This is a genomic window from Paenibacillus sp. FSL R5-0636, assembly GCF_037974255.1.
GTDB classification, from domain to species: Bacteria; Bacillota; Bacilli; order Paenibacillales; family Paenibacillaceae; genus Paenibacillus_AQ; species Paenibacillus_AQ odorifer.
In genome coordinates this window covers 5,053,953-5,075,132 of the sequence record NZ_CP150232.1, presented here as the reverse complement: position 1 = coordinate 5,075,132, position 21,180 = coordinate 5,053,953, and the positions used below count along the sequence as shown (strand labels likewise).

At 42.3% G+C, this 21,180-nt stretch carries 19 protein-coding genes; 14 read left to right on the top strand and 5 right to left on the bottom strand.

Annotated features, from left to right (window positions below):
* Position 1: 1 nt before the first annotated feature.
* A complete protein-coding gene (locus MKX34_RS23160; protein ID WP_038572605.1) occupies positions 2-1,192 on the bottom strand; it encodes a coenzyme F420-0:L-glutamate ligase in 1,191 nt (396 codons plus the stop codon).
* A 147-nt stretch (positions 1,193-1,339) separates the two neighbouring features.
* Here MKX34_RS23160 and MKX34_RS23155 point away from each other — a divergent pair, with 147 nt between their 5' ends.
* The 3 genes from MKX34_RS23155 to MKX34_RS23145 all read left to right on the top strand — a co-directional run bounded on the left by MKX34_RS23155 (position 1,340) and on the right by MKX34_RS23145 (position 4,081).
* Positions 1,340-2,536 (top strand): macrolide family glycosyltransferase, encoded by a 1,197-nt coding sequence (locus MKX34_RS23155; RefSeq protein WP_076296301.1) that lies wholly within the window; start codon positions 1,340-1,342, stop codon positions 2,534-2,536.
* The gene (locus MKX34_RS23150; protein WP_076104346.1) at positions 2,533-3,480 is read left to right on the top strand and encodes a YafY family protein; all 948 of its coding nucleotides are present in this window, start codon (positions 2,533-2,535) and stop codon (positions 3,478-3,480) included. Before MKX34_RS23155 ends, MKX34_RS23150 begins: the two co-directional genes overlap by 4 nt.
* Positions 3,481-3,547: 67 nt before the next feature.
* A complete protein-coding gene (locus MKX34_RS23145) occupies positions 3,548-4,081 on the top strand; it encodes a DinB family protein (RefSeq protein ID WP_076104476.1) in 534 nt (177 codons plus the stop codon).
* A gap of 101 nt (positions 4,082-4,182) precedes the next feature.
* Here the strand turns inward: MKX34_RS23145 and MKX34_RS23140 are convergent, their stop codons facing one another.
* On the bottom strand, positions 4,183-5,790 hold the full coding sequence (locus MKX34_RS23140; protein WP_339203522.1) for a response regulator: 1,608 nt from the start codon (positions 5,788-5,790) through the stop codon (positions 4,183-4,185).
* A gap of 13 nt (positions 5,791-5,803) precedes the next feature.
* Entirely contained in the window at positions 5,804-7,543 is a 1,740-nt protein-coding gene (locus tag MKX34_RS23135) for a sensor histidine kinase (RefSeq protein ID WP_036683043.1), read from the bottom strand.
* A gap of 347 nt (positions 7,544-7,890) precedes the next feature.
* On the opposite strand from MKX34_RS23135, the gene MKX34_RS23130 reads away from it, so the two are divergent.
* From MKX34_RS23130 to gnpA, 4 genes are all read left to right on the top strand, one after another.
* Complete coding sequence (locus MKX34_RS23130; RefSeq protein ID WP_038572598.1) at positions 7,891-9,366, top strand: carbohydrate ABC transporter substrate-binding protein; 1,476 nt, start codon at positions 7,891-7,893, stop codon at positions 9,364-9,366.
* Positions 9,367-9,456: 90 nt separating this feature from the next.
* The gene (locus MKX34_RS23125) at positions 9,457-10,398 is read left to right on the top strand and encodes a sugar ABC transporter permease (RefSeq protein ID WP_235219487.1); all 942 of its coding nucleotides are present in this window, start codon (positions 9,457-9,459) and stop codon (positions 10,396-10,398) included.
* Between the two features lie 9 nt (positions 10,399-10,407).
* On the top strand, positions 10,408-11,262 hold the full coding sequence (locus MKX34_RS23120) for a carbohydrate ABC transporter permease (protein ID WP_076134560.1): 855 nt from the start codon (positions 10,408-10,410) through the stop codon (positions 11,260-11,262).
* A 26-nt stretch (positions 11,263-11,288) separates the two neighbouring features.
* Positions 11,289-13,448: a 1,3-beta-galactosyl-N-acetylhexosamine phosphorylase gene (gene gnpA / locus MKX34_RS23115; protein ID WP_218642111.1), complete on the top strand. Its 2,160-nt coding sequence runs from the start codon at positions 11,289-11,291 to the stop codon at positions 13,446-13,448.
* Positions 13,449-13,865: 417 nt separating this feature from the next.
* On the opposite strand, the gene MKX34_RS23110 is transcribed toward gnpA, so the two are convergent.
* Positions 13,866-14,771, bottom strand: a complete 906-nt coding sequence (locus MKX34_RS23110; RefSeq protein ID WP_076296304.1) for an AraC family transcriptional regulator — start codon at positions 14,769-14,771, stop codon at positions 13,866-13,868.
* Between the two features lie 182 nt (positions 14,772-14,953).
* Here MKX34_RS23110 and MKX34_RS23105 point away from each other — a divergent pair, with 182 nt between their 5' ends.
* Genes MKX34_RS23105 through MKX34_RS23095 form a run of 3 tightly spaced genes read left to right on the top strand, consistent with a single transcriptional unit; the run spans position 14,954 to position 17,881 of the window.
* The gene (locus MKX34_RS23105; protein WP_076296305.1) at positions 14,954-15,802 is read left to right on the top strand and encodes a sugar phosphate isomerase/epimerase family protein; all 849 of its coding nucleotides are present in this window, start codon (positions 14,954-14,956) and stop codon (positions 15,800-15,802) included.
* 20 nt (positions 15,803-15,822) lie between these two features.
* Positions 15,823-16,836: a Gfo/Idh/MocA family oxidoreductase gene (locus tag MKX34_RS23100; protein WP_076275081.1), complete on the top strand. Its 1,014-nt coding sequence runs from the start codon at positions 15,823-15,825 to the stop codon at positions 16,834-16,836.
* Between the two features lie 31 nt (positions 16,837-16,867).
* Positions 16,868-17,881, top strand: coding sequence for a Gfo/Idh/MocA family oxidoreductase (locus MKX34_RS23095; protein WP_076104354.1), 1,014 nt, complete (start codon positions 16,868-16,870; stop codon positions 17,879-17,881).
* Positions 17,882-17,958: 77 nt separating this feature from the next.
* On the opposite strand, the gene MKX34_RS23090 is transcribed toward MKX34_RS23095, so the two are convergent.
* Complete coding sequence (locus MKX34_RS23090) at positions 17,959-18,168, bottom strand: hypothetical protein (protein ID WP_036683023.1); 210 nt, start codon at positions 18,166-18,168, stop codon at positions 17,959-17,961.
* Positions 18,169-18,373: 205 nt separating this feature from the next.
* Between MKX34_RS23090 and MKX34_RS23085 the strand changes: the two genes are divergently transcribed.
* The 4 genes from MKX34_RS23085 (at position 18,374) to MKX34_RS23070 (ending at position 21,127) form a co-directional block, all read left to right on the top strand.
* Positions 18,374-18,688, top strand: a complete 315-nt coding sequence (locus MKX34_RS23085) for a hypothetical protein (protein WP_076273031.1) — start codon at positions 18,374-18,376, stop codon at positions 18,686-18,688.
* Positions 18,689-18,808: 120 nt separating this feature from the next.
* Positions 18,809-19,342 (top strand): hypothetical protein, encoded by a 534-nt coding sequence (locus MKX34_RS23080; RefSeq protein WP_036683019.1) that lies wholly within the window; start codon positions 18,809-18,811, stop codon positions 19,340-19,342.
* Positions 19,343-19,439: 97 nt separating this feature from the next.
* Positions 19,440-20,558 carry a hypothetical protein gene (locus MKX34_RS23075; protein WP_036683017.1) on the top strand — a complete coding sequence of 373 codons (1,119 nt, stop codon included), beginning with the start codon at positions 19,440-19,442 and terminating at the stop codon, positions 20,556-20,558.
* A complete protein-coding gene (locus MKX34_RS23070; protein ID WP_038572592.1) occupies positions 20,555-21,127 on the top strand; it encodes a type 1 glutamine amidotransferase family protein in 573 nt (190 codons plus the stop codon). Before MKX34_RS23075 ends, MKX34_RS23070 begins: the two co-directional genes overlap by 4 nt.
* Positions 21,128-21,180: the final 53 nt, after the last annotated feature.

Sequence of the window (21,180 nt, the reverse complement as noted above, 5' to 3'; positions counted from 1 at the left end):
CTTATTTTGTGTAGTTATCGAAATAACCTTGGATATAAATCATTGGTGTTCCTTTATCGCCACTACCAGAAGTCAAATCAGATAATGATCCAATCAGGTCAGTTAATCTACGAGGTGTAGTCCCTTGGGCTTCCATCGCACCAACTAGATCATCATTTTTATTCTGGATGTATTTAGAAATGGCTTGTTTTAACTCTTCGCCACGAAGATGAGAGAAGTTGTTATCGGCCAAGTATTTCAATTTTACTTCATTTGGGGTTCCATCAAGTCCGGCGGTGTAAGCAGGGGAGACAACTGGATCTGCCAGCTCCCAGATTTTTCCGACTGGATCTTTGAATGCTCCATCGCCATAAACCATAACTTCTACAGTTTTACCTGTCATTTCTTTGATTTTTGCTTGGATACCATCCACGATAGGCTGGCAGTTATTTGGAAATAGCTTTACACTTTCTTCTGTTGCTTTATTTGATCCTAGCAGACCATAGGCTTCGTTAAAGCCGCTGCCATCGATTGATTGTGTAAGAATATCATCCAAGCCAAATACTTTTTCAGCACCGTTGTTTGTGAGAATACGTTTGGTTCTGAAGCGAGTGTGAATATCGCAAGTTAATACATTTTTTGTATAGTTTAAAATGGTTTTTGGGTTGTTGGAGAAGATGACTTCACAAGCCACACCTTCAGCTTCAATTAAACCTTTATAATATTCAATATAGTCAACCCCTGTGAATGGGTGCTTAATATAGCCGAAAAACTCACGGAACTGAGCTTCTGTTAATACATCCGTCCATGGATTGATACCTTTAGCATCTAGTTCGTCGATGTCTACAAGGTGGTTGCCTACTTCATCAGCTGGATAGCTTAACATTAGGACTACTTTTTGTGCCCCTTTGGCAATACCGCGTAAGCAGTTAGCAAACCGGTTACGGCTAAGGATTGGAAAAATAACACCTACGGTTTCTTCGCCGAATTTCCCCTTTATATCAGCAGCAATATTGTCAATCGTCGCATAGTTTCCTTGTGCCCGAGCAACAATGGATTCAGTTACGGTCACAATGTCACGATCTTCGATCGAAAAACCCTCGACTGTTGCTGCATTCAATACCGTCTGAACTACGATTTCTTCAATGTTATCCCCATTGTTAATGATAGGTCCGCGAAGTCCACGTACAACTGTTCCAACTACTCTTTCCAATATGATCTCTCCTCTAATAAGGGTATACTCTATATTATTAAAATGGTTTTAAAGCCTATATTACTATACCCTTTTAGAGCGATATAAGTAAAATTAATGTTTATAATATCTAATATAAAAATGATTTATAGTTAAGGAGGATTACAATTGGCGCGTGTGTTATTTATTAATGGTGGATCAGAGGGACATATCAATCCCACGATTGGCGTTGTGGAAGAGCTTATTTCGCGTGGCGAAGAGGTAGTGTACTTTTGTATAGAAGCTTACAGAGAGCGTATGGAAATGACGGGGGCTACAGTACGAACATTTGACGATCAGAAATTTATACAAGCTTTTATCTCAGGTGGAAGAAATTATGTACTGGAAAGAATCAACGGCCTTTTACTTACGGCAGATATAGTTATTCCAAGCGTTCTTGAACAGATCAAAGGGGAGCATTTTGATTACATCGTCCATGATTCTATGTTTGGTTGTGGACGTTTGCTAGCTCAAATTCTTAAGCTTCCGGCCATTAGCTCCTGTACTTCTTTTGCGCAGACAAAAGCAGCATTCGATGACATGTTAGAACGATTTTATACTACAGTCCCTGCAGAAGTAACTAATCCTATAAAGGATAAATTCCAAAGCTTGACGCAAATGGTGAAGGGCAAATATGATGTGGACATCCAATCCCCTTATGAAGTGTTTTGTAATCCTGCCCCACTTACTATCGTTTATACAACTAGGGAGTTTCAACCTGAGGGAGAAGCTTTTGACCCGTCTTATATCTTTGTAGGACCCTCCATCTCTTCAACATTAGCTCCAGAAAAATTCGATCTCATGGCAATTAAGGGGAAAAGTCTAATTTACATTTCACTCGGCACAGTTTTTAACCAAGCCATTGAATACTATAAACTTTGTTTTGAAGCATTGGGGAACACGGAGCACACTATTGTGATGTCAATTGGAGATAAAGTCCAAATCACTGATTTAGGGGAAATTCCGCAAAACTTTTTCGTGAAAAATTATGTTCCACAAACGGATATACTGCAATACACAAAGTTATTTATTACACATGGTGGAATGAACAGTATCAATGAAGGGCTTTATTACGGGGTTCCGCTAATTGTAATTCCACAAAGTGCGGATCAGCCAATAATTGCGAAGCAAGTCGTCCATGTCGGAGCAGGCATTAAGTTACAAATGCAAAGTTTAACTGCAAATCACCTACGAGAAGCCGTAGATCATGTATTAAGCGATTTATCTTATAAAAAAGCTGTCTCCAATATCAGTGAATCGTTTCGGAACTCGGGTGGGTATCGACGAGCTGTTGATGAGATTGTTCGGGGAGGGGGAGTCGTATGAACAAAATGGACCGGTTGTTAGCTATAGTGCTTGAACTGCAGCGTAACAAAATGTTGCGGGCGGAGGATTTGGCTGCTAGGTTTGAAACGAGCGTAAGAACGATCTATCGGGATATTCAGGCACTGAGTGAAGCGGGCGTATCCATTATAGGAGCGCCAGGGCAGGGTTACTCCTTAATCGAGGGGTATTTCCTGCCACCCGTTAGTTTCACGCTGGATGAAGCAGTGACATTGCTTATCGGAACTGATTTTATCGAGCAGCGGTTTGATGCACACTATGGTAATAAGGCTAGAAGTTCTAAAGCAAAGATAGAAGCTATCCTGCCGGAAGCTATCCGCAGTGAAGCATCACAGATTCGCAAAAGTTTTCGTTTATTTGCATCCGTAGAAGATATAGCACCCATACAAGAGAAGGCATGTTTGGAAGCCATTCGTGGAGCGATATTGGAGGGAAGGAAAATAAGATTTCGTTATTCCAAAAGAATCGCCGAAGCCGATGGGAACCGTCAAAGTATTCGTACGGTTGCTCCTTATGGACTTGTACTTCATCACGGGTCATGGGTACTCATCGCCTGGTGTGAATTACGTCAAGACATCCGTCATTTCCGGTTATCCCGAATGAGGGAGCTTATTAATCTGGAAGATGAATTTATACTGCCAGCAGATTTTCATCTGGAGGTATACCAACCTCCTGATGATCGCAACGTTCATGTGCTTATCTTAGTCCAAGCTGACATAGCCGATAAGGTAAGGGAATCAAATAATTTCTATATGGAAACTATTGAGGAGCATGCGGAGGGGTTACTTGTTACTTTTCGCGTTCGCGAGCCAGGGGAATTGCTGCAATGGGTGCTTGGCTGGGGAGGCGGTATGGTTGTGCTGGAGCCCGAATCTTTCCGTGATCAGGTTAGAAATGAAATAGAAATAATGTTAAAACGCTACTGACATAACGCTGTCAGTAGCGTTTTTGTATACTTGGATAATCAATGACTACAGGAGCTGATATATGATGATTACAACAAAAGAAGCCTTACAACGATTTGAAGAAACTGCGACATACTATATTCAAGAATTGGAGCGATTCAATCTGGAGCAGTTGAAGCAAAAGCCGAGTGAAAACGAGTGGTCCATCGGACAGATGTTTCAGCATCTCATTAACTCGGCGCTGTATATGCAGCTTCGTAATATTGATCAATGCCTTGTGCTCGACCAAGATCCCTTAGTAGCTCATGTGGGGAAAACTGAGGATGGTGCGGCTATATTTGCGCGAGGAAGCTTTCCGCCCATTCGTATTCAGGTTCCGCCTTCCGCCCAATATACGCCGGAGCAGCCGGAGAGCAAAGAACAATTAATTCAAGGGTTACGTACAGTCATCCAAAGAATGAGAGAGATCGAACCCTCTCTTGAAAAAGCGTCCAAACAAAATACCGTATCTCACCCGCGATTCGGTGGACTATGCGCGGAGGAATGGTTCCTACTTATTGAAATGCACTATCGTCATCATCTTCTGCAGCTGGAGCGGTTAAACAAAAGAATTGTTGTTTAATTCCATATTTGCACCTAAAGAAGGGTTCATTAATAACATCCAGGTTGTAAAAGGATCATAAAATCAGGAACCGCGTTCCAATAAAAAGAGTTGGAATGGTCTTAATTTCCTGAGCCAAGCGTGACCTGAACGTGATTCTTATATTCACTAGGATTAACACCAAAGTGTTTTTTGAATAACCGGGTGAAATAAAATTGATCGTGTATACCGATTTGCGTGGAAATTTCTTTAATGTATGGATTCCCTTTAAGTATTAAATCTGCGGCTTTTTCCATTTTCACAGTATTAATGTAGTGAATGATGCTTTGCCCCACTTCTTCTTTGAAGATTCTGGACAGATAGTTCTCACTTAAGTTGACATGCTTGGCAATCAGAGATAAGGTCAGCTTCTTCTGATAATGTGTGTTGATATAGTCAATCGCTTGTTTAACATCTCTATTGTGTGTAGTTACGATCTGTTGCTTTTGATGGGAGAATAATTGGAACACAAGCTCCATTATAGATAGAACGTCAGTGGTACGTTTACTGCTGGCGATATTTTCTATATAGTTCTTCAAAAGCTTTGGATCCTCGACAATGAGATGGGCATCGCATAAGGGAAGATAATGCAGACAATTTACAATGAACTTTTTGGTTTCAGCAGGATTAATTTGCTTGGATTTACAGATGTCAAGAAATTGCTGAGTTGCTTGAGTAACGGCTTCAACCCCTGAAAGCTTCCAGTTCTGAATTAATTGCGTTGAGAAATCATGTACATCCTCGAAGTCCAGCGTATCCTTTAAATGGACATCCTTTGGATCTATAATCGTTATTTCGTTGTAAAATTGAATTAGCAAGGATTCTTTACATCGTTCTAGGGTTCGTTTTGCTTCAGCATATCCCCGTACAGGATCAGAAAAAACAATGGTAGGGGTGATAGAAATATACATTTTGATTAACCGAATGACCCTCTGGATAAAGTCTGTGCGGATAATTTGATGATCGTCTAAGGTATCACAGGAGATTAGAAGCAGCAGCCCATTAGATTCAAGCTGAATAATTTCCAACTGATCTACGGTCTCCAAGATATCTAAGATGATGTTTTCAATAAAGGATACGGAGATGTGATTTTGTCTTTCGTTATGGGTGGCGTTATTCTGCTCAAAAGTAATGTAGAATAAATAACAGCTGCTTTCGCTGAAAGCAAACGTTATAGCCTCATGTTGATCAAGCTGCTGCACATCGTAATAAGGATCGGTGAAATAATCTTTTAGAAGCGCATTTTTCACGCTTTTTAAGTTATGTTGTAATAACTGTGTTTGGGTCTCCTGCTGCTGCCTAGATTGAAGCTGCTCTTGAATTAGCTTCGTAGATTTCTCCAGCAAATGGATCAAATCCCCCGTTTTCATACTAATCTTCAGCATATAATCTACAGCACCAAGCACTAGGGCTTCACGAACTAACTCATACTCCCCGTGGTTGCTCGCCACCAGAATTTTTCCTGCAAACCCTCTGTTATTCAGTTCTTTTATCAGCTGCAGACCATCCATATTAGGCATTTTGAGATCTGTAATGATGATATGGGGATTAAACTTGTCTACAAGTGTTAAGGCTTCAACTCCGTCAGAGGCAGTAGCACAGATCATGTATCCAAGCTCTTCCCATGGAATCATGGTTCTGAGCGCAACTTTAACAATAGGTTCGTCATCCACTAGCATTACATTATACATAGGATACATAGTATCACCCCTTAAGTTCGTATGTTTGTATAGGGATAATCAGGCGGCAGCAGGTTCCATGACCCATTGAGCTTGTGATGAACAGCCCGTAACTCTCACCGTATTGAAGTTTAATGCGATCGGCCACATTTGAAATTCCGATACCCGACAGATTGTCAGCCTTTTCTGATTTGGTGGTGTCAAACCCTTTTCCGTTATCGATGATTTCAATAATAAGGGTATATTCATTTTTTGCGTATACCTTAATTTGGATTAGAACTTTTCCTCCTATATCTGTAACCCCATGAAGAATCGCGTTCTCTGCGATCGGCTGCAGGATGAGCTTGGGGATCATGCTCTGTAATAAAGACTCATCCAAGTCATATTCAATGTCAAACCTGTCGGCATAACGTATTTTTTGAATGGCAAAATAATGATCCAGATTGTTCAGCTCCTGCTTGATGGTGATTTGCTCATCTTGATCGATAATGGTACTACGCAGCAATTCAGCTAGTGAGGAGATGCCGTCGCTAAGGACGGGAACCTGGTTAATCATCGCCAGCCATCGTAAGGAGTTAAGTGTATTAAAAAGAAAGTGAGGATTAATTTGCGATTGCAGCATTTGCAATTCGAGCGAACGTCTTCTTTTCAGATCTTTCTTTTGATCCTTCATCAGCTGTTCCATTCTACTGACCATGCTGTTAATTCTATTGGCCAACACGCCCATTTCATCGTTGCTGTGATCTTCGATCCGACTCGATAGATCACCATAAAAAATTTGGTTGCAGAAGACGATGATTTGTTTGATTGGTTTCAGGATGCTTTTATACAATACGATAATAATTAGAATACACACGACTACAATGATGCTGACAACAATAAGTAGTCCAGTGGTGATTTTACTTGTCTCTGAATTGATATAAGAGAAGGGGACGGTAGAAATCATGTACCAGCCTAATTGATTATTGTTAATATAAGAGATTTGCTGCATTTTTCCATTGACCATGCCTTGGAAGGAATGGTTTTTCTTTGCCTCTTGTGTCTTGATTTGCTTAAAAAGCTCATCTTTATAATAGGGTTCTCCTAGCGGAGTATCCTTTTGATTCGAGGACATTACTTTTCCCTCCCTATTCATAATAAGGAGACTGGAACCTGTACCTAAATCCACACTGGAAAGAATGACTTTTGAAAATAACTCCCCACCAATAAAAACAAACACATGACCTAAGGGAACGCCAATGTCATCTTGATCAAAAATTTTCCGGCCCAGGACAATGGTATTGTAAGCGCGATAGCTTTTTACGTAGTTAAGACTGTCATAAGGGGCATTCAGCTCTACTTGTTTCATAATTTCTTCATACTTAGGATTGGGGATGCCGTCGTAGCCTAATTCATAGATAGGTTGGTTCTTGGCGTCGATGACCCGAACGTTCTGGACATATCCGGGGTAGATGGTTCTATATAAATTGTCCATGGCATGATTAATGGCAGCATTGCTAGGAGCGGGTTCATTTGGTGCTGCCGATAAACGCTCCTGAATAATACTATTGGTAGAAACAGAGCCTGCAAGATATTGATAGTTGTTAAGTTCACTTAACATCGTTCGATTAAGCAGCGTTAAAGCCTGAAATGTGGATTTACTTAATTTATTGTTAATGGATTTGGAGTAAATGGTGTAGGAGTAGAAACCTATAAAGATGATTGGGATCACAGAAACGATTAAGAAAATGACGGTTAAGCGATTTTGAATTTTAACCTTGCGCATGATTTGCGGAGGATTAGGAAAATGCAGCTTCCCTTTACGTCGACTCAGGTGGATGACCTCCCATTCACTATCTTTTACTTACAAGTTAACATAAAAAGAACAATGGAATATATATGCAGCGGCGAAAAGTGAGAATAATCTATGGAATGGATAATATTATCCATTCCGTTAACGGCTAAGTTTACAGGTTATGTGACCCTGATGAATAAGCTTATACGAGCTTGCATTGGAAGATGGATAAGATAATACATAGGTAGGTTTGTATTGTAAATGTAAATATAGCGTAAATCCTTTTATACTTAAATTATTAAAAAAGCGTTTACAAGAATATCTTAAGGAGGGCGTTTATGAAAAAGACTATGAGTACATTATTAGCAGTAATGCTGCTAGGTGTGGGGTTGCTCGGCTGCGGGAACAGCAATAATAAACCTGCTGCCTCTAATGAATCGGATCCAACGAAAGCTGCGAGCACAGCGCAAGCTACAAGTACAACGAACGCCGAGAATACTAAAGAAGAACCTGCTAAAGATTTTGATAACAAGGAACTTAGTATTGCTGTATTCCAAGGGGGATATGGTGCGGATTATTGGAATGAAATTGTCAGCAAATTCGAAAGTACTTATCCAGGTGTGAAAGTGAACATGACGATTAATCCAAAAGTTGGTGAAGTAATCCGGCCGCAGATTGTTGCGGGTAATCCTCCCGACTTCCTGTCTGTTACAGATACAGAGCAAAGTGGTATCGTGCTTTCATTAATTAAAGAAAAAGGACTGCTAGATATCAGCGATGTATTTGAAAGCAAAGCGCTTGATAAAGAGGAGACAATTAAGGACATGATTCTTCCGGGGATGCTGGACAGTACAAGATTTCAGCCCTATCAAGATGGAAAGACGTATCTCGCACCTTTTAATGCTGGACCGATGGGCTTGATTTACAATAAAACACTGTTCGCAGAAAAAGGCTGGAGTGTTCCTGAGACTTGGGAGGAGTTCTTTGCTTTAGGTGATGAGCTGAACAAAGAGGAGAACTACCTGGTTAATGCAGATGGAACTAAAACGAAGCGGGCTTTATTCACTTATCAAGGCATCTATCCGGATTATTTGGAGGAAATTCTCTACCCGGCCATTGCCAGTGCGGGGGGAAAAGAAACGCTGGATAAAGTCTTTGCATATGAAGAAGGTTCATTTAAGAACGACACGATCAAAAAAGTACTGGATATCTTCTATAAAATCTCTAAAGACGGTTATCTGATGGATGGCACGGTTGCCTTGAACCATACACAGTCGCAGACCGATATGATGATGGGTAAAGCTTTGTTTATCGTAAACGGCAACTGGATGGAAAATGAAATGAAGGATTCACCTAGAGAAAATGGGTTTGAATTTGGGATGACAACAGTACCTGTGTTCAATAAAGGCGATCAGAAGTATGTGCTTTCCAGCTACGAGCAATTCTCCATCCCTGCTAAGGCTAAAAATCCTGAGCTCGCTAAGGAATTCTTGAAGTTCCTATATACCGATGAGTCTGTGAAACTATTCGCGGAAAAAGCGAATGGGGCGTATGCGCTTAACGATGCGAAGGAGCTGTCTAAGCCATTTTTGACTAAAGGTGTCTATGACATGTTTGAGGCTTATAATGGTTCCATTTCTATTCTACAGGGCTGGCAATCGTTACCGAAGGGTTCCAAGGTTAGTGTAGTCACTGAAATGTTCAAGAATACGGTCACACCAGTGATGACAGGCCAGATGACCACGGATCAATGGATGGATAATGTGGAAAAAGCTTTTGCACAGATTCGTAAAGAGAAAGCAGCTAGTAAATAATCTATAGTATCTCATGCAAATGCATCCTGTTAGGAATGGATAAGGTTATCTATGAACGGGATGCATTTTGTATGAAGAGGAGTGAGAAAGATGTCTGAAATGCAGCTGGCAGAAGTAGCTCCTAGACAGAGAAAATCAAAGATTAGGACAGCGAAAACCAGAAATCCTAAGCTATTCATAGCGGTATGCACGATTCCTACGCTCTTGTTAACCCTCGTATTTATGATTATTCCAACCTTTCGGGCATTTTTTATGTCTTTTACGGATGCCACCGGGATGAGTGATGAGAACAAGTTTATCTTTTTGGATAACTATAAATATATGTTTCAAGATGAGATGTTCCTCAAAGCTCTGAGCAATACATTTAAACTGATGCTGGTTGTGCCAGTAATTACATTGATTTTTGGGCTGGTGCTTGCTTTTCTATTAACGCAGACGAAGCTGAAGGAAAGAGGATTTTACCGAACCGTATTCTTTTTCCCAAGTATCATCTCTTTGACGGTAGTCGGAATTATCTGGTCCTTTGTGTTTCATCCCAACATGGGCATTTTGAATAATATTCTGGAGAGCATCGGATTAGATCAACTGAGCAGACCTTGGCTTGGAGATAGCCGAACAGCATTGTGGTGTGTAGCCGTTACACTGATCTGGCAAGCGGTTGGTTATTATATGGTCATGTACATCGCTGCGATTGATGGGATTTCTGCGGATGTGTTTGAATCGGCGACTATTGATGGTGCGGGATATTTCCGGAAGCTTACCAGTATTACGATCCCTCTGCTAAAAGATATTATTGGCATTACGTTTGTGTTGTCCCTGGCAGGTACGATCAATTTAAGTTTTATAGTTGTAACTGTAATGACTGGCGGTGGTCCGGCAGGTGGAACTACTGTTTTACTCCACTACATGTACACGCAGGCCTTCCAGAATGCGAACTTTGGTTATGCCATGGCCATAGCTATATTTACGCTGGTGTTCGCCTTTGTGCTTTCTTTTCTGTCCAGACTACTTACAAATCGAGCAGAAGGGTAGGGGAGAAGGATGACGAGCAATCAACAAAGTCTTCTAAAAATGAATATTGCCAACTGGATCACACGGCTGTTTCTGATTGTAGCCACCATTGTTTTGTTATATCCGTTTGTATGGAATCTCTTAGCTTCATTTAAAAGCAATACGGAATTTCTGACCGACCCCTTCTCCTTTCCACAAGCCTTACACTTTGATAACTATGTACGCGCTTTTCAGAAATCCAAGATGGGGAGTTATTTCCTGAACTCTATCTTTCTTGTGGTGTTATCCACGGCGATTTTAGTTATTTTTGTGGTTCCTATGGCTTATGTCTTAACGAGATTTAAGTTTTGGGGCTCCAAACTAATCCTTAACCTTTATATGGCCTGTATCTTTCTGCAAGCCTCCTACATTATGGTTCCTTTATTTCTGCAGGTGAATTCATTCGGGATGTTGGACAATCGCGGGATGCTCAGTTTGATCTACGCTGTTCTGCAGTTTCCCTTTGCCATCTTTGTATTAAGTGGATTTCTGAGGTCCGTCCCTAGAGATTATGAAGAAGCCGCTAAGATTGACGGTTGTGGCAACACAGGAGTGCTCGTCAGAATTGTTGCGCCGCTTGCTAAACCGGGGATTGTGACGGTCTGTATGCTGGCAGCGATGGGCTTTTGGAATGAGTATCCGCTGGCATTGGTCTTAATTCAAAGTGATAGCAAAAAAACATTGCCAGTAGGTTTAGCCAATCTTTTTGAGGTTCAACGTTATGCTACAGATTGGAGTGCACTATTTGCCGCGCTGATCCTAGTGCTGATTCCAACAATTCTTTTATATGTGATAGGACAAAAGCAATTGCTCCAAGGAATAAGCGCAGGCGGAATTAAGGGCTGAACAACAAAGACATGGAGGGAATTTACGTGGACAAAGGAAGATTTACACTGCCTGGTGAAACAGGGATGGAAGAGGTCATAGGTGATCTCGTCGAAAGATGGGGTGTAGATGCCGTACGTGACAGTGATGGCACGAATCTATCGCAGGACATTCTCGACATGGGTCTGCAAATTTATTCAACGCTTTGTCTCGTCCGTGAGGACAACGAGTGGGCGAAGCAGCATCCGCAATATAGACAGCAGATTTATCTGATGTCTGCTCCAGTAATAGTAACTTCAAAGGTGAAGACCATCGATATTATGGCTGATTATTTTGCCGATCAATTTAGTCCTAACACAGATGTGGATATAAAAAAATATTGGCAGGTTGTAAACCGGACTACAGGAGAAGTATTACCTTCTGAATGTTGGAGTTATGCAGAGGGGATTGTCACACTTGAGCAGGCGGTACAATTTCACAAATATACGGTCAGTTTCTTGGCCTACCAGAAATGGGAGCCAGTCTCCATGTACAATCACATCACGAATGATTGGGATGAGGAGCATCGTTTACCGTTGGATATTCGTTATCCCGAGGCTCAAGAGCATGTTTTGAAGGTGCTGGAAGATTGGCTGAAGAAACATCCCAAGACTGATATCGTTCGTTTTACGACCTTCTTTTATAATTTTGATTTGATATTTAACAAGGAAGGTAAGGAGAAACAGGTAAATTGGTTTGGCTATCTGAGTTGTGTAAGTCCACTTGCGTTAGAGCAATTCGAACAAGCTTATGGGTACCGATTGACTGCAGAAGATTTTGTGGATCAGGGGCGATATAACACACCATTTAAGAACCCGACCCAAAGATATCTGGACTGGATGGACTTCAATCAGAAATTCATCGCAGGTTATGCCAAACAATGTGTAGATATGGTGCATGATTTCGGGAAGAAAGCGATTATGTTTTTTGGAGATCACTGGGCTGGCACAGAACCTTATGGCAAATATTTTCCGGAGATCGGGCTCGACGCAGTGGTTGGGGCAGCAGGAGATGGCGTTACAACCCGTATGATTGCGGATATACCTATTAAGGATACCGAGGCACGTTTCTATCCTTATTTCTTTCCAGATGTCTTTTTTGAAGGGGGAGACCCTGTCGGAGAGTCCATGCCGATCTGGATCAAATGCCGGCGTGCGCTCATGCGCAAACCAGTTGGCAGGATGGGGTATGGCGGATATTTGAGTCTAGCGCATCAATTCCCGGATTTTATAGATCATGTGACAGAGATTGCGACGCAGTTCAAAGGGATTCATGCTAATGCAGAAGGGACACAGCCTTTTAAAGCTCCTTTTAAAGTAGCGGTTCTGAATACCTGGGGTTCCCTTCGAAGCTGGCAGACACATCAAGTGGCTCATTCTTTATGGAATCAAAGATGTTATTCCTACATAGGGGCATTAGAGTCATTGGCGGGCTTGCCGTTCGACATTGAGTTTATAAGCTTTGATGACATCAGGTTAAGTGGGATTGATCCTAGTATCGGTGTGATTATTAACGCGGGTGATGTCCATACCTCTTGGAGCGGTGGAGATCAATGGAGCGATCCGCAAGTTGTGGCAACACTCCGTGAGTGGGTGGATCAAGGGGGCGGTTTTATTGGGATTGGTGATCCATCAGCTTATGAACATCAAGGGGTTCTTTTTCAACTAGCGGATATTCTAGGGGTTCAGAAGGAGATTGGATTTACAGCAAGCATCAATAAGGCCAAGGTAACGCCTGTGCAGGATCATTTCATAACGGAAGATCTGGAAGGTGAGATCGATTATGGTGAAGGGATGACCATGGTTTATCAAGCGGAGGCCGGAGCAGAAATATTGGATGTGCACCAAGGCAGCTGCAATCTTGCCGTGAATTCATTTGGTCAGGGTCGGGGCGTTTATATCGCTGGACTTCCGTACAGTATTCAGAATACCAGACTACTCAGCCGAGCGATCTTTTGGGCTGCACATCAAGAGGAGCAGTTGTATTCATGGTTCTCAGTGAATCCGAATGTTGAATGTCATGCGTATCCTGAGACGGGTCGATATTGTGCCGTAAATAACACTTCCGAGATCCAAAAGACGACGATCCTGATGGATAACGCTGTGATCCAAGAAATAGAGTTGGGTGGGATGGAAAGTGTGTGGTTTCAATTTGAGATCACACACTAAGAGTCAGCCGTAACTACGGCGAATAATTAGACTTCCGGCTGCTGTTATCTCCAACTTTCCTGAATTGTACCGCTTCGATGGAGTGATTGGGAAAATCTCCCTAAAGTTTAGCTGATTTGATAGCAATTATAGAAATTCCTCTTATTATTAGGGAGGAATTCCCTGATTTCGTTCATTTAGAGCGAATATTGATTATTTTCAGGGAGTTTTTCCCTAATTAGTTTTAGAGCCGTCCCCGCATACTGCATTAACGCAGAAAACACGAACGTTCGCCGCCCCGCATATTGCACATCTCACCGTACAATGTATATTGTTTATCGGCCCCCACAGGTATCATACAAAGCAGATGATCCATCCCCCTCAATGTTTTTGGCAGGTTTTTCTCACTTGGATTGAGATATTTTGAGTTTTCCGTATCTAGAGTATCCGGGACATTTTGCGATAAGCCCGCGGAGAAATCCCCTCATTCGCAGTAAATACCCTGCTGAAATAATGGATATCAGGATAACCAACGTTATCACCGACCTGTTCAATCGGCCAATCCGTTTCGCGCAGCAGCTTGCGTGCTTCCCGATGCCGGATGGAACGGAGATATTCACCAGGAGGCATGCCAGCCACCTCACGAAATAGCTTGGAGAAATGGTCTTCATGCATATTCATGGCACCAGCCATGAATTTATTACTCCAGCGGTCAGCTAGCTTTGAATCCATCTCGTCGATTAAAGCTCTGATCCGCCCGGTATGAACGGAAGATTTGGCTGCATTTCGGGAGCTTTGTGTTCGGAGCAGCGAGGTTAGAATGCCGAGCAGTAACCCCCGACAGACCCATTCATAACCGGCAGGCCGCATCGTAAATTCATGCACGAGCTGTTCCATCGCATGAATACATTCGGGTGGCGGGGTATAAATGGGCTCCTGTGACAATGGCATAAAAGGAGCGGTCACAGCTTCCAAGGCAAACTTCTCGGCCATAACCTCCTCCTCATTGACCAGCATGTCTTCATCGCTTGTAATAATCGATTCCCCAAAAAAATCAAAATGGATCCCAATGAGTTTGGTTTCCGAATCTGACACAATCGCATTCTGATGATATACCCCGGAAGAAAGGAATATCAGTTGTCCTGAATTCAGGATATATTCCTCCGTATCCATTTTTGTTGATAATTTCCCCTGGCGAACGTATAGCAGCTCGAAATCATACAATCTTCTTCTTGGAAAGAGGCAAGGTGAGAGGGTTTGGAATTGTGCGTAGTGAATGCCAGGTGACCACTCCCGGGAAGGGACCTGTTTTCTCAGGGGATAACGGGGTTCTTTTTCAGCCACGAATAAACCTCCCATACAGTATAAAATGATTTACTAAATAGACCGGAATCGTGCAAAAAATCTCTTGTTCACCTAAATAAATCTAACTTACAATCTATTATAATATAAATAAATCAAGGATATAAGGGTATTTAGGGCAGGATCTTAAAAGACGGAAAATAACAAATTTGAGGAGGATTTAGATGAAAAAGGGAATAAACATTTGGTCGTTTCGCGAAGGTACTGAGATCGAAGAATGTGCACGTCTGGCTAAAGCGGCGGGGTTCGATGGAATTGAATTGTCTTTGAATGAATCAGGTGAACTTGGCCTGCAAACCACTGAGAAAGAAGCTATTAAGATCAGAAATTCCATTCAGGAGATGGGGTTAGAAATTGCAGGACTGGCGACAGGACTATATTGGTCATATGCCATGACAAGTGAATCCGCGGCGAACCGGACGAAGGCTATCGATGTATGTAAAAAACAATTGGAGCTGGCCGCAACACTTGGCGTAGATACGATTCTTGTCATTCCTGGTGCGGTTGGTGTCGATTTTATTGAGGGCTGTGAAGTAGTCGATTATGAAAAAGCTTATGATCGAGCCTTGAAGGCGATCAGTGATCTAGCTCAGGATGCAAAAATGGCGGGTGTTTCTATTGGGATTGAAAATGTGTGGAATAAATTCCTGCTGTCTCCGCTCGAATTACGTTCTTTTATAGATGCTGTAGGCTCCAATTATGTAGGTTCCTATCTGGATGTAGGGAATATCGTTCATTCTGGTTATCCAGAGCAGTGGATACGGATTCTAGGCCATAGAATCAAGAAGGTGCATTTCAAAGATTACCGCCGGGCAGCGGGAGGACTTCATGGATTTGTTGATCTACTTGCTGGGGATGTGGATTATCCTGCTGTCATGGAAGCACTGCAAGAGATCGGCTACAGCAATTATGTTACTGGAGAAATGATACCGCCATACACGCATTATTCGGAGCAACTCATTTTTAATACTTCTGCAGCGATGGATGCTATTTTAGGACGCACTAGTTACTAAGTTTAAGAGAGGTGAAGGCTGTGCTCAGAGTGGGGCTGGTGGGCTTTGGATTTATGGGCCGAATGAACTTTGATCAGTATGTTCAATTGCAGGAAGACGGCCATCCGATTTCTCTGGTTGCCATTTGTGACCCCCAGATTGAAGTCCTTAAACATACTAAATCCGCGGGAAATATGAACACGGCCCACGAGGTATATGATTTATCCCCTTACAACCTTTATGAGAATTTGGAGCATATGCTCGAAAAAGAAGAACTAGATGCTATTAGCCTTGCAGTACCTACGTACTTGCATGCTGAAATGGCTTGTTCGCTGCTGGAACGAGGGTATCATGTGTTCTGTGAAAAGCCGATGGCGAGACATTCCGCAGAAGCTTGGAAGATGGTAGCGGCGGCGCAAAGCAGCGGAAAAAAATTGCTGATTGGCCATTGTCTTCGCTTCTGGCCGGGATATGAATATTTGAAGGGGATCATAGCTAGCGGTGAGTTCGGTGAAGTGACAGAGGCTTATTTTTACCGGGGTTCCGGTGCTCCTAAAGGGTGGCTGGTCAATGATGAGCTAAGTGGTGGCTGTATGCTGGATATGCATGTACACGATACGGACATCATCCATCACTTATTCGGAAAACCGGATAAAGTATCAACGCTTGGGCGGAAGGTTTTACCGGGAAGTGGCTATGATATCGTCTCCACTCATTATTTTTATCAGGATGGAAAAGTAGTCAATGCCCAAGCGGACTGGACACTGGAAGGCGACTTTGGTTTTTACATGGGCTATCGGATTAATTTTGAACGGGGGAATGTAGTCTTCGATGGCGCGGAAGTTAAGGTGAATCCTAATTGTCAACCGGGGTTCATTGCGAAGCTTTCTTCGCATACCGGATATTACAGAGAGTTGGTATATTTCTTAAAAGTCATTCAGAACGATGAGCCAGTGACCCTATGTATGCCTGAAAGTGCGGCTCAGTCCATAGAAATCATTGAGGCTGAAATCCAATCGGCTGATCAGGAAGGTACCTGGATACGGATACTTTAAGTGCCATATTTTTAGTAAAGGAGACTTCACGATGTTGAAAATAGGTTTGATCGGTTTTGGATTTATGGGCCGGATGCATTTTGATAATTATGTGCGCTTAACGGAAGAGGGGCAGCCCATTGCCCTTAAAGCCATCTGTGATTTGCGAATTGAGGAATTAAAGGATGGAAAAGCAGCCGGGAATATGAGCACTGCCCAGGAAGTCTATGATTTGTCAGCTTACAATCTATACGATGATCTGGAGAAAATGATAGCCAGTGAGGAACTGGATATGATCGACATTGCGGTTCCTACTTATCTGCATGCGGAAATGACTTGTTCGCTGCTGGAACGTGGATATCATGTATTTTGTGAGAAACCGATGGCCAGAACTTCCGCACAAGCGCTGAAAATGGTGGAGACGGCAGTCCGCTGTGGGAAAAAACTGATGATCGGACATTGTCTCCGTTTTTGGCCGGGGTATGAGTATTTAAAAGAAGTGATAGAGAGCGGGCAGTTCGGTCAGGTCACGGAAGGGTATTTTTACAGGGGATCTGGTGCTCCTAAGGATTGGTTTCTTGATGAGACACTAAGCGGTGGAGGCATTATGGATATGCATATTCACGATACGGATATGATTAACTATCTGTTCGGCAGACCGGATAAAGTATCATCCTTAGGACGTAATGTCCTTCCGGGAAGCGGATATGATATCGCATCGACTCACTATTTTTATAAGGATGCAAAAGTAATTAATGCTCAGGTGGATTGGACGCTGGAAGGTGATTTTGGGTTTTACATGGGGTATCGGGTTAATTTTGAACGAGGAAATATAGTGTTTGACGGCAGCGAGGTCAAGGTCAATCCGAACGACGGGGCAGGCTATTTAGCGGAACTTTCGCCGGATGTTGGCTACTATAGGGAGCTTGTATATTTTCTGGATGTCATTATTCAGGATAAGCCTATCATTATTTGTACACCAGAGAGTACAGCGGAGTCTCTAAGAATCGTGGAAGCAGAAATGAAGTCAGCGGATGCTGAAGGCGAATGGATCGTGCTAGATTAGTTGTGTGCAGAGTGAGTAAGGACGTGAGCTGGAAGAGGATCATTCACAATGACCTTTTTCCAGTTCACGTCCTTTTGTCATCGCTGAAATTTGGTGTTGTCTCTTGCATAATGGGATACTGATCCGTCATATCTTCTCAGCCGTACTTGTTCATCAGAGAACAGTTCAACAATTCCTGAAGCAACCTCTGAATACATTCCATCAGGATCAAGCTGTAGCGCAGAAATATAGGTTTGGGATAAGGCAGCTATAAAAAAATCAATGTTTTTCACTAGTGTTTGTGGCATGTTATTCCCTCCGGTGACATCTTGTACATGATGATATATTAAACCATAGGAGTTATTTTACCATGATTTATCGTTGAGTTTTAGGAAGAATTCTTTGGTAAAAGTCGAAAATATGAGAAATTTGGTTGAAAATGTATTTAAGATCATCTTTAATGAAACAAAGAGGGTAATTTTACCACTCTAAATAAATTAAGGGGATTACATAATGAAAGACTATGAAGTGCTGGAAATTAACAAAAAGAGTTTTTTTAAAACGACTATCTATTTTATGATCATTCCTACACTGCTATTGTTTATAGTAGGTTTAGGGATGGTGGTGGTCGGGCTTATCATTAAAGAGACGTTTATGGTTGTTATGGGTATCCCTTATTTGATTATGCCGGTTATTTTGATACTCATTTATGGTTTGGTGGGTATGCTGGTAGCGCTGGTATATAACAAGCTGGCGAAGAGATTCGGAGGACTAGAACTGAAAATAGTGGAGAAAACCCCTCCGGTTGAAGCAAACTATTTACCATAACCCGAAGTTATTAAAGGGCAGGTATTGCGATGATTTCGCTACCTGTCCTTTTTTATCTTTTTAATTTGAAAAGAAACCGGGGAATGGATATGATTTGGATAATGAAAGGATGATTGCCAGATGACGGAACAGACACAAAGAGCCAAGGAGCTGTACATTCAGTTTTTGGGTCATTTTTTAAATATGCATAAAGCAGGAGTGCTTAAGGAGTACAAGAGTTTTGAAATTCCAAGAGAAGTGGAGCTGGAATGGCTGCAGGAATGGGCCACGGAGCACGTCAAGCAGTTGTCGATACGGGACTGGGATGCGATTACGATACTGGAATCCATCTCGCGGAATTATCAGGATAGCTGGATTGTGGAAAAAGTGGCTTCTTTTGCTTCGCGGAATATTATGAGCGCCGATAGTTTGGTTAGACTGATTTATGCGGAAAAAATGCTTGAAATCATTCGTTCTCATAATCAAGTGATCACAAAAGAACTGTTATTTCAAGGATGTAAGGTTGCTGTTCAAATCCTCGAGGATGTAATCTCACAGCCGCTGGTCATTGATCCTGGACACGAACTTAAAGAACATAACCTTAAAGATAAACGTGCGTTAAACAGTCGAGCCCAACAAGGGATTGAAGAGGTAAAGGTACTAATTAATTCTTAGCTGCCAAAGTTGACATACTGTTGTCAAATTGGGTGTGCTACGATTTCCTGACAGAATCACGTTTGCTGATCTAAAGATGAAAATGAGGGATTATCGAATGGCTGAACCTTTAAAAGCAATGTACAATGAACAATTTCTGCGTGAGTTCGGCGAAAAGATTCGTGGCGTACATAGTGTCTTCGATACTGAGGCATTTGTAAGCTCAGCCATGACTGAACCGTGGGATACGCTTGAGCTGAAGGCAAGAATGCGGCGGATCACCGAGACGTTGGGCAGCCACTTACAGCTTCCTTATGAGGAAGCGCTGGCTATCCTATTCGCCATTGCTGAGGAATGTGTAGGATTTCCGTATTTAATTTTTCCGGATTTCGTTGAGGTATATGGCCAAGGAGACGAACATTGGGCGTTGTCTATGCAGGCGCTGGAAAGATTCACAGCGAAATCATCGGCTGAATTTGCAGTTAGGCCGTTTCTTTTGCGGGAACCAGAGCGGATGATGGCTCAAATGCAGATATGGGCGAAGCACCCTGATGAGCATGTACGTAGGCTGGCTAGTGAAGGCTGTCGGCCTCGTTTGCCTTGGGGACAGGCGCTCCCCATGTTCAAGCTTGACCCGGCTCCGGTATTACCTGTACTTGAGCAGCTTAAGGCGGATACATCCCTGTATGTGCGTAAAAGTGTCGCTAATAATTTGAATGATATTGCGAAGGATCATCCGGAAGTGGTGCTCGATACCGCTCGGCGCTGGAAGGGAACACATCCCGATACAGACTGGATTGTGCGGCACGGCTGCCGTTCTTTGATTCGTAAAGCTGAGCCAGAGATTATGGCTTTATTCGGATACGCAGAGCAGACAGACGAAGCTACTCCACTTATAACGAGTGCTTCAATTCTATTGGAACCTTCTATCCTGACCATTGGCGAGAGCTCTGAATTACAGTATAAGCTTCAAGTTCGTGAGGGAGCTCCGGCACGGATTCGGATTGAATACGGAATCTATTTCGTGAAAGCGGCAGGTCGAACCTCTCGTAAATCTTTTTTGTTATCGGATAAGACCGTACCTGGAGGTAGAATTCTGTCAGGTAAACGGACACATCGTTGGGCTGATTTAACAACTCGGCGTCATTATCCAGGAGAGCACCGGATTGTGCTGCTGGTAAATGGGCGAGAAGTGGCGGAAGTGACGTTAGAACTTAAAGGGAGTGCTAATATATGAAAAAAGAAGTTTTGATGTTTCTATCCAATGGCTACGCTGATTGGGAAAGCGGATATATTAGTGCCGAACTAAATAAGCCGGAGAGTGAATTTAAAGTAAGCACAGTTGCTTTAACTAGCGACAATGTCAAATCTATGGGTGGATTTACTGTTGTACCTGACTATACTTTAGACAGTTTACCTGTTCAGTATGAAATGTTAATTTTAATCGGTGGCACAGGCTGGAAAGATAATTCAGCTATTACTCCAGTGATTGAAAAATGTTTGCAGGAGAGTGTACCTATTGCCGCTATATGTGACGCTACAACTTTTTTGGCTGAACATGGCTATTTAGACAACATACCGCATACCGGAAATTCATTGGATTATTTAAAACAAAACGCTCCTAATTATAAAGGAGATGCAAATTATATAGAAAAACAGGCAGTTTCGAGTGAACATATCATTACTGCTAATGGTACGGCTGCTTTAGAATTTGCAAGGGAAGTTATGAAGAAGTTAGAGGGTTTCCCAATCGAAACCGTCGAGGGATGGTACAATTTTTTCAAAGATGGTTTTTATCAAGAATAAGGGTGTATATAAAAAAGGTGGTCTCAAGTCTTAACGACTTCAGATCACCTTTT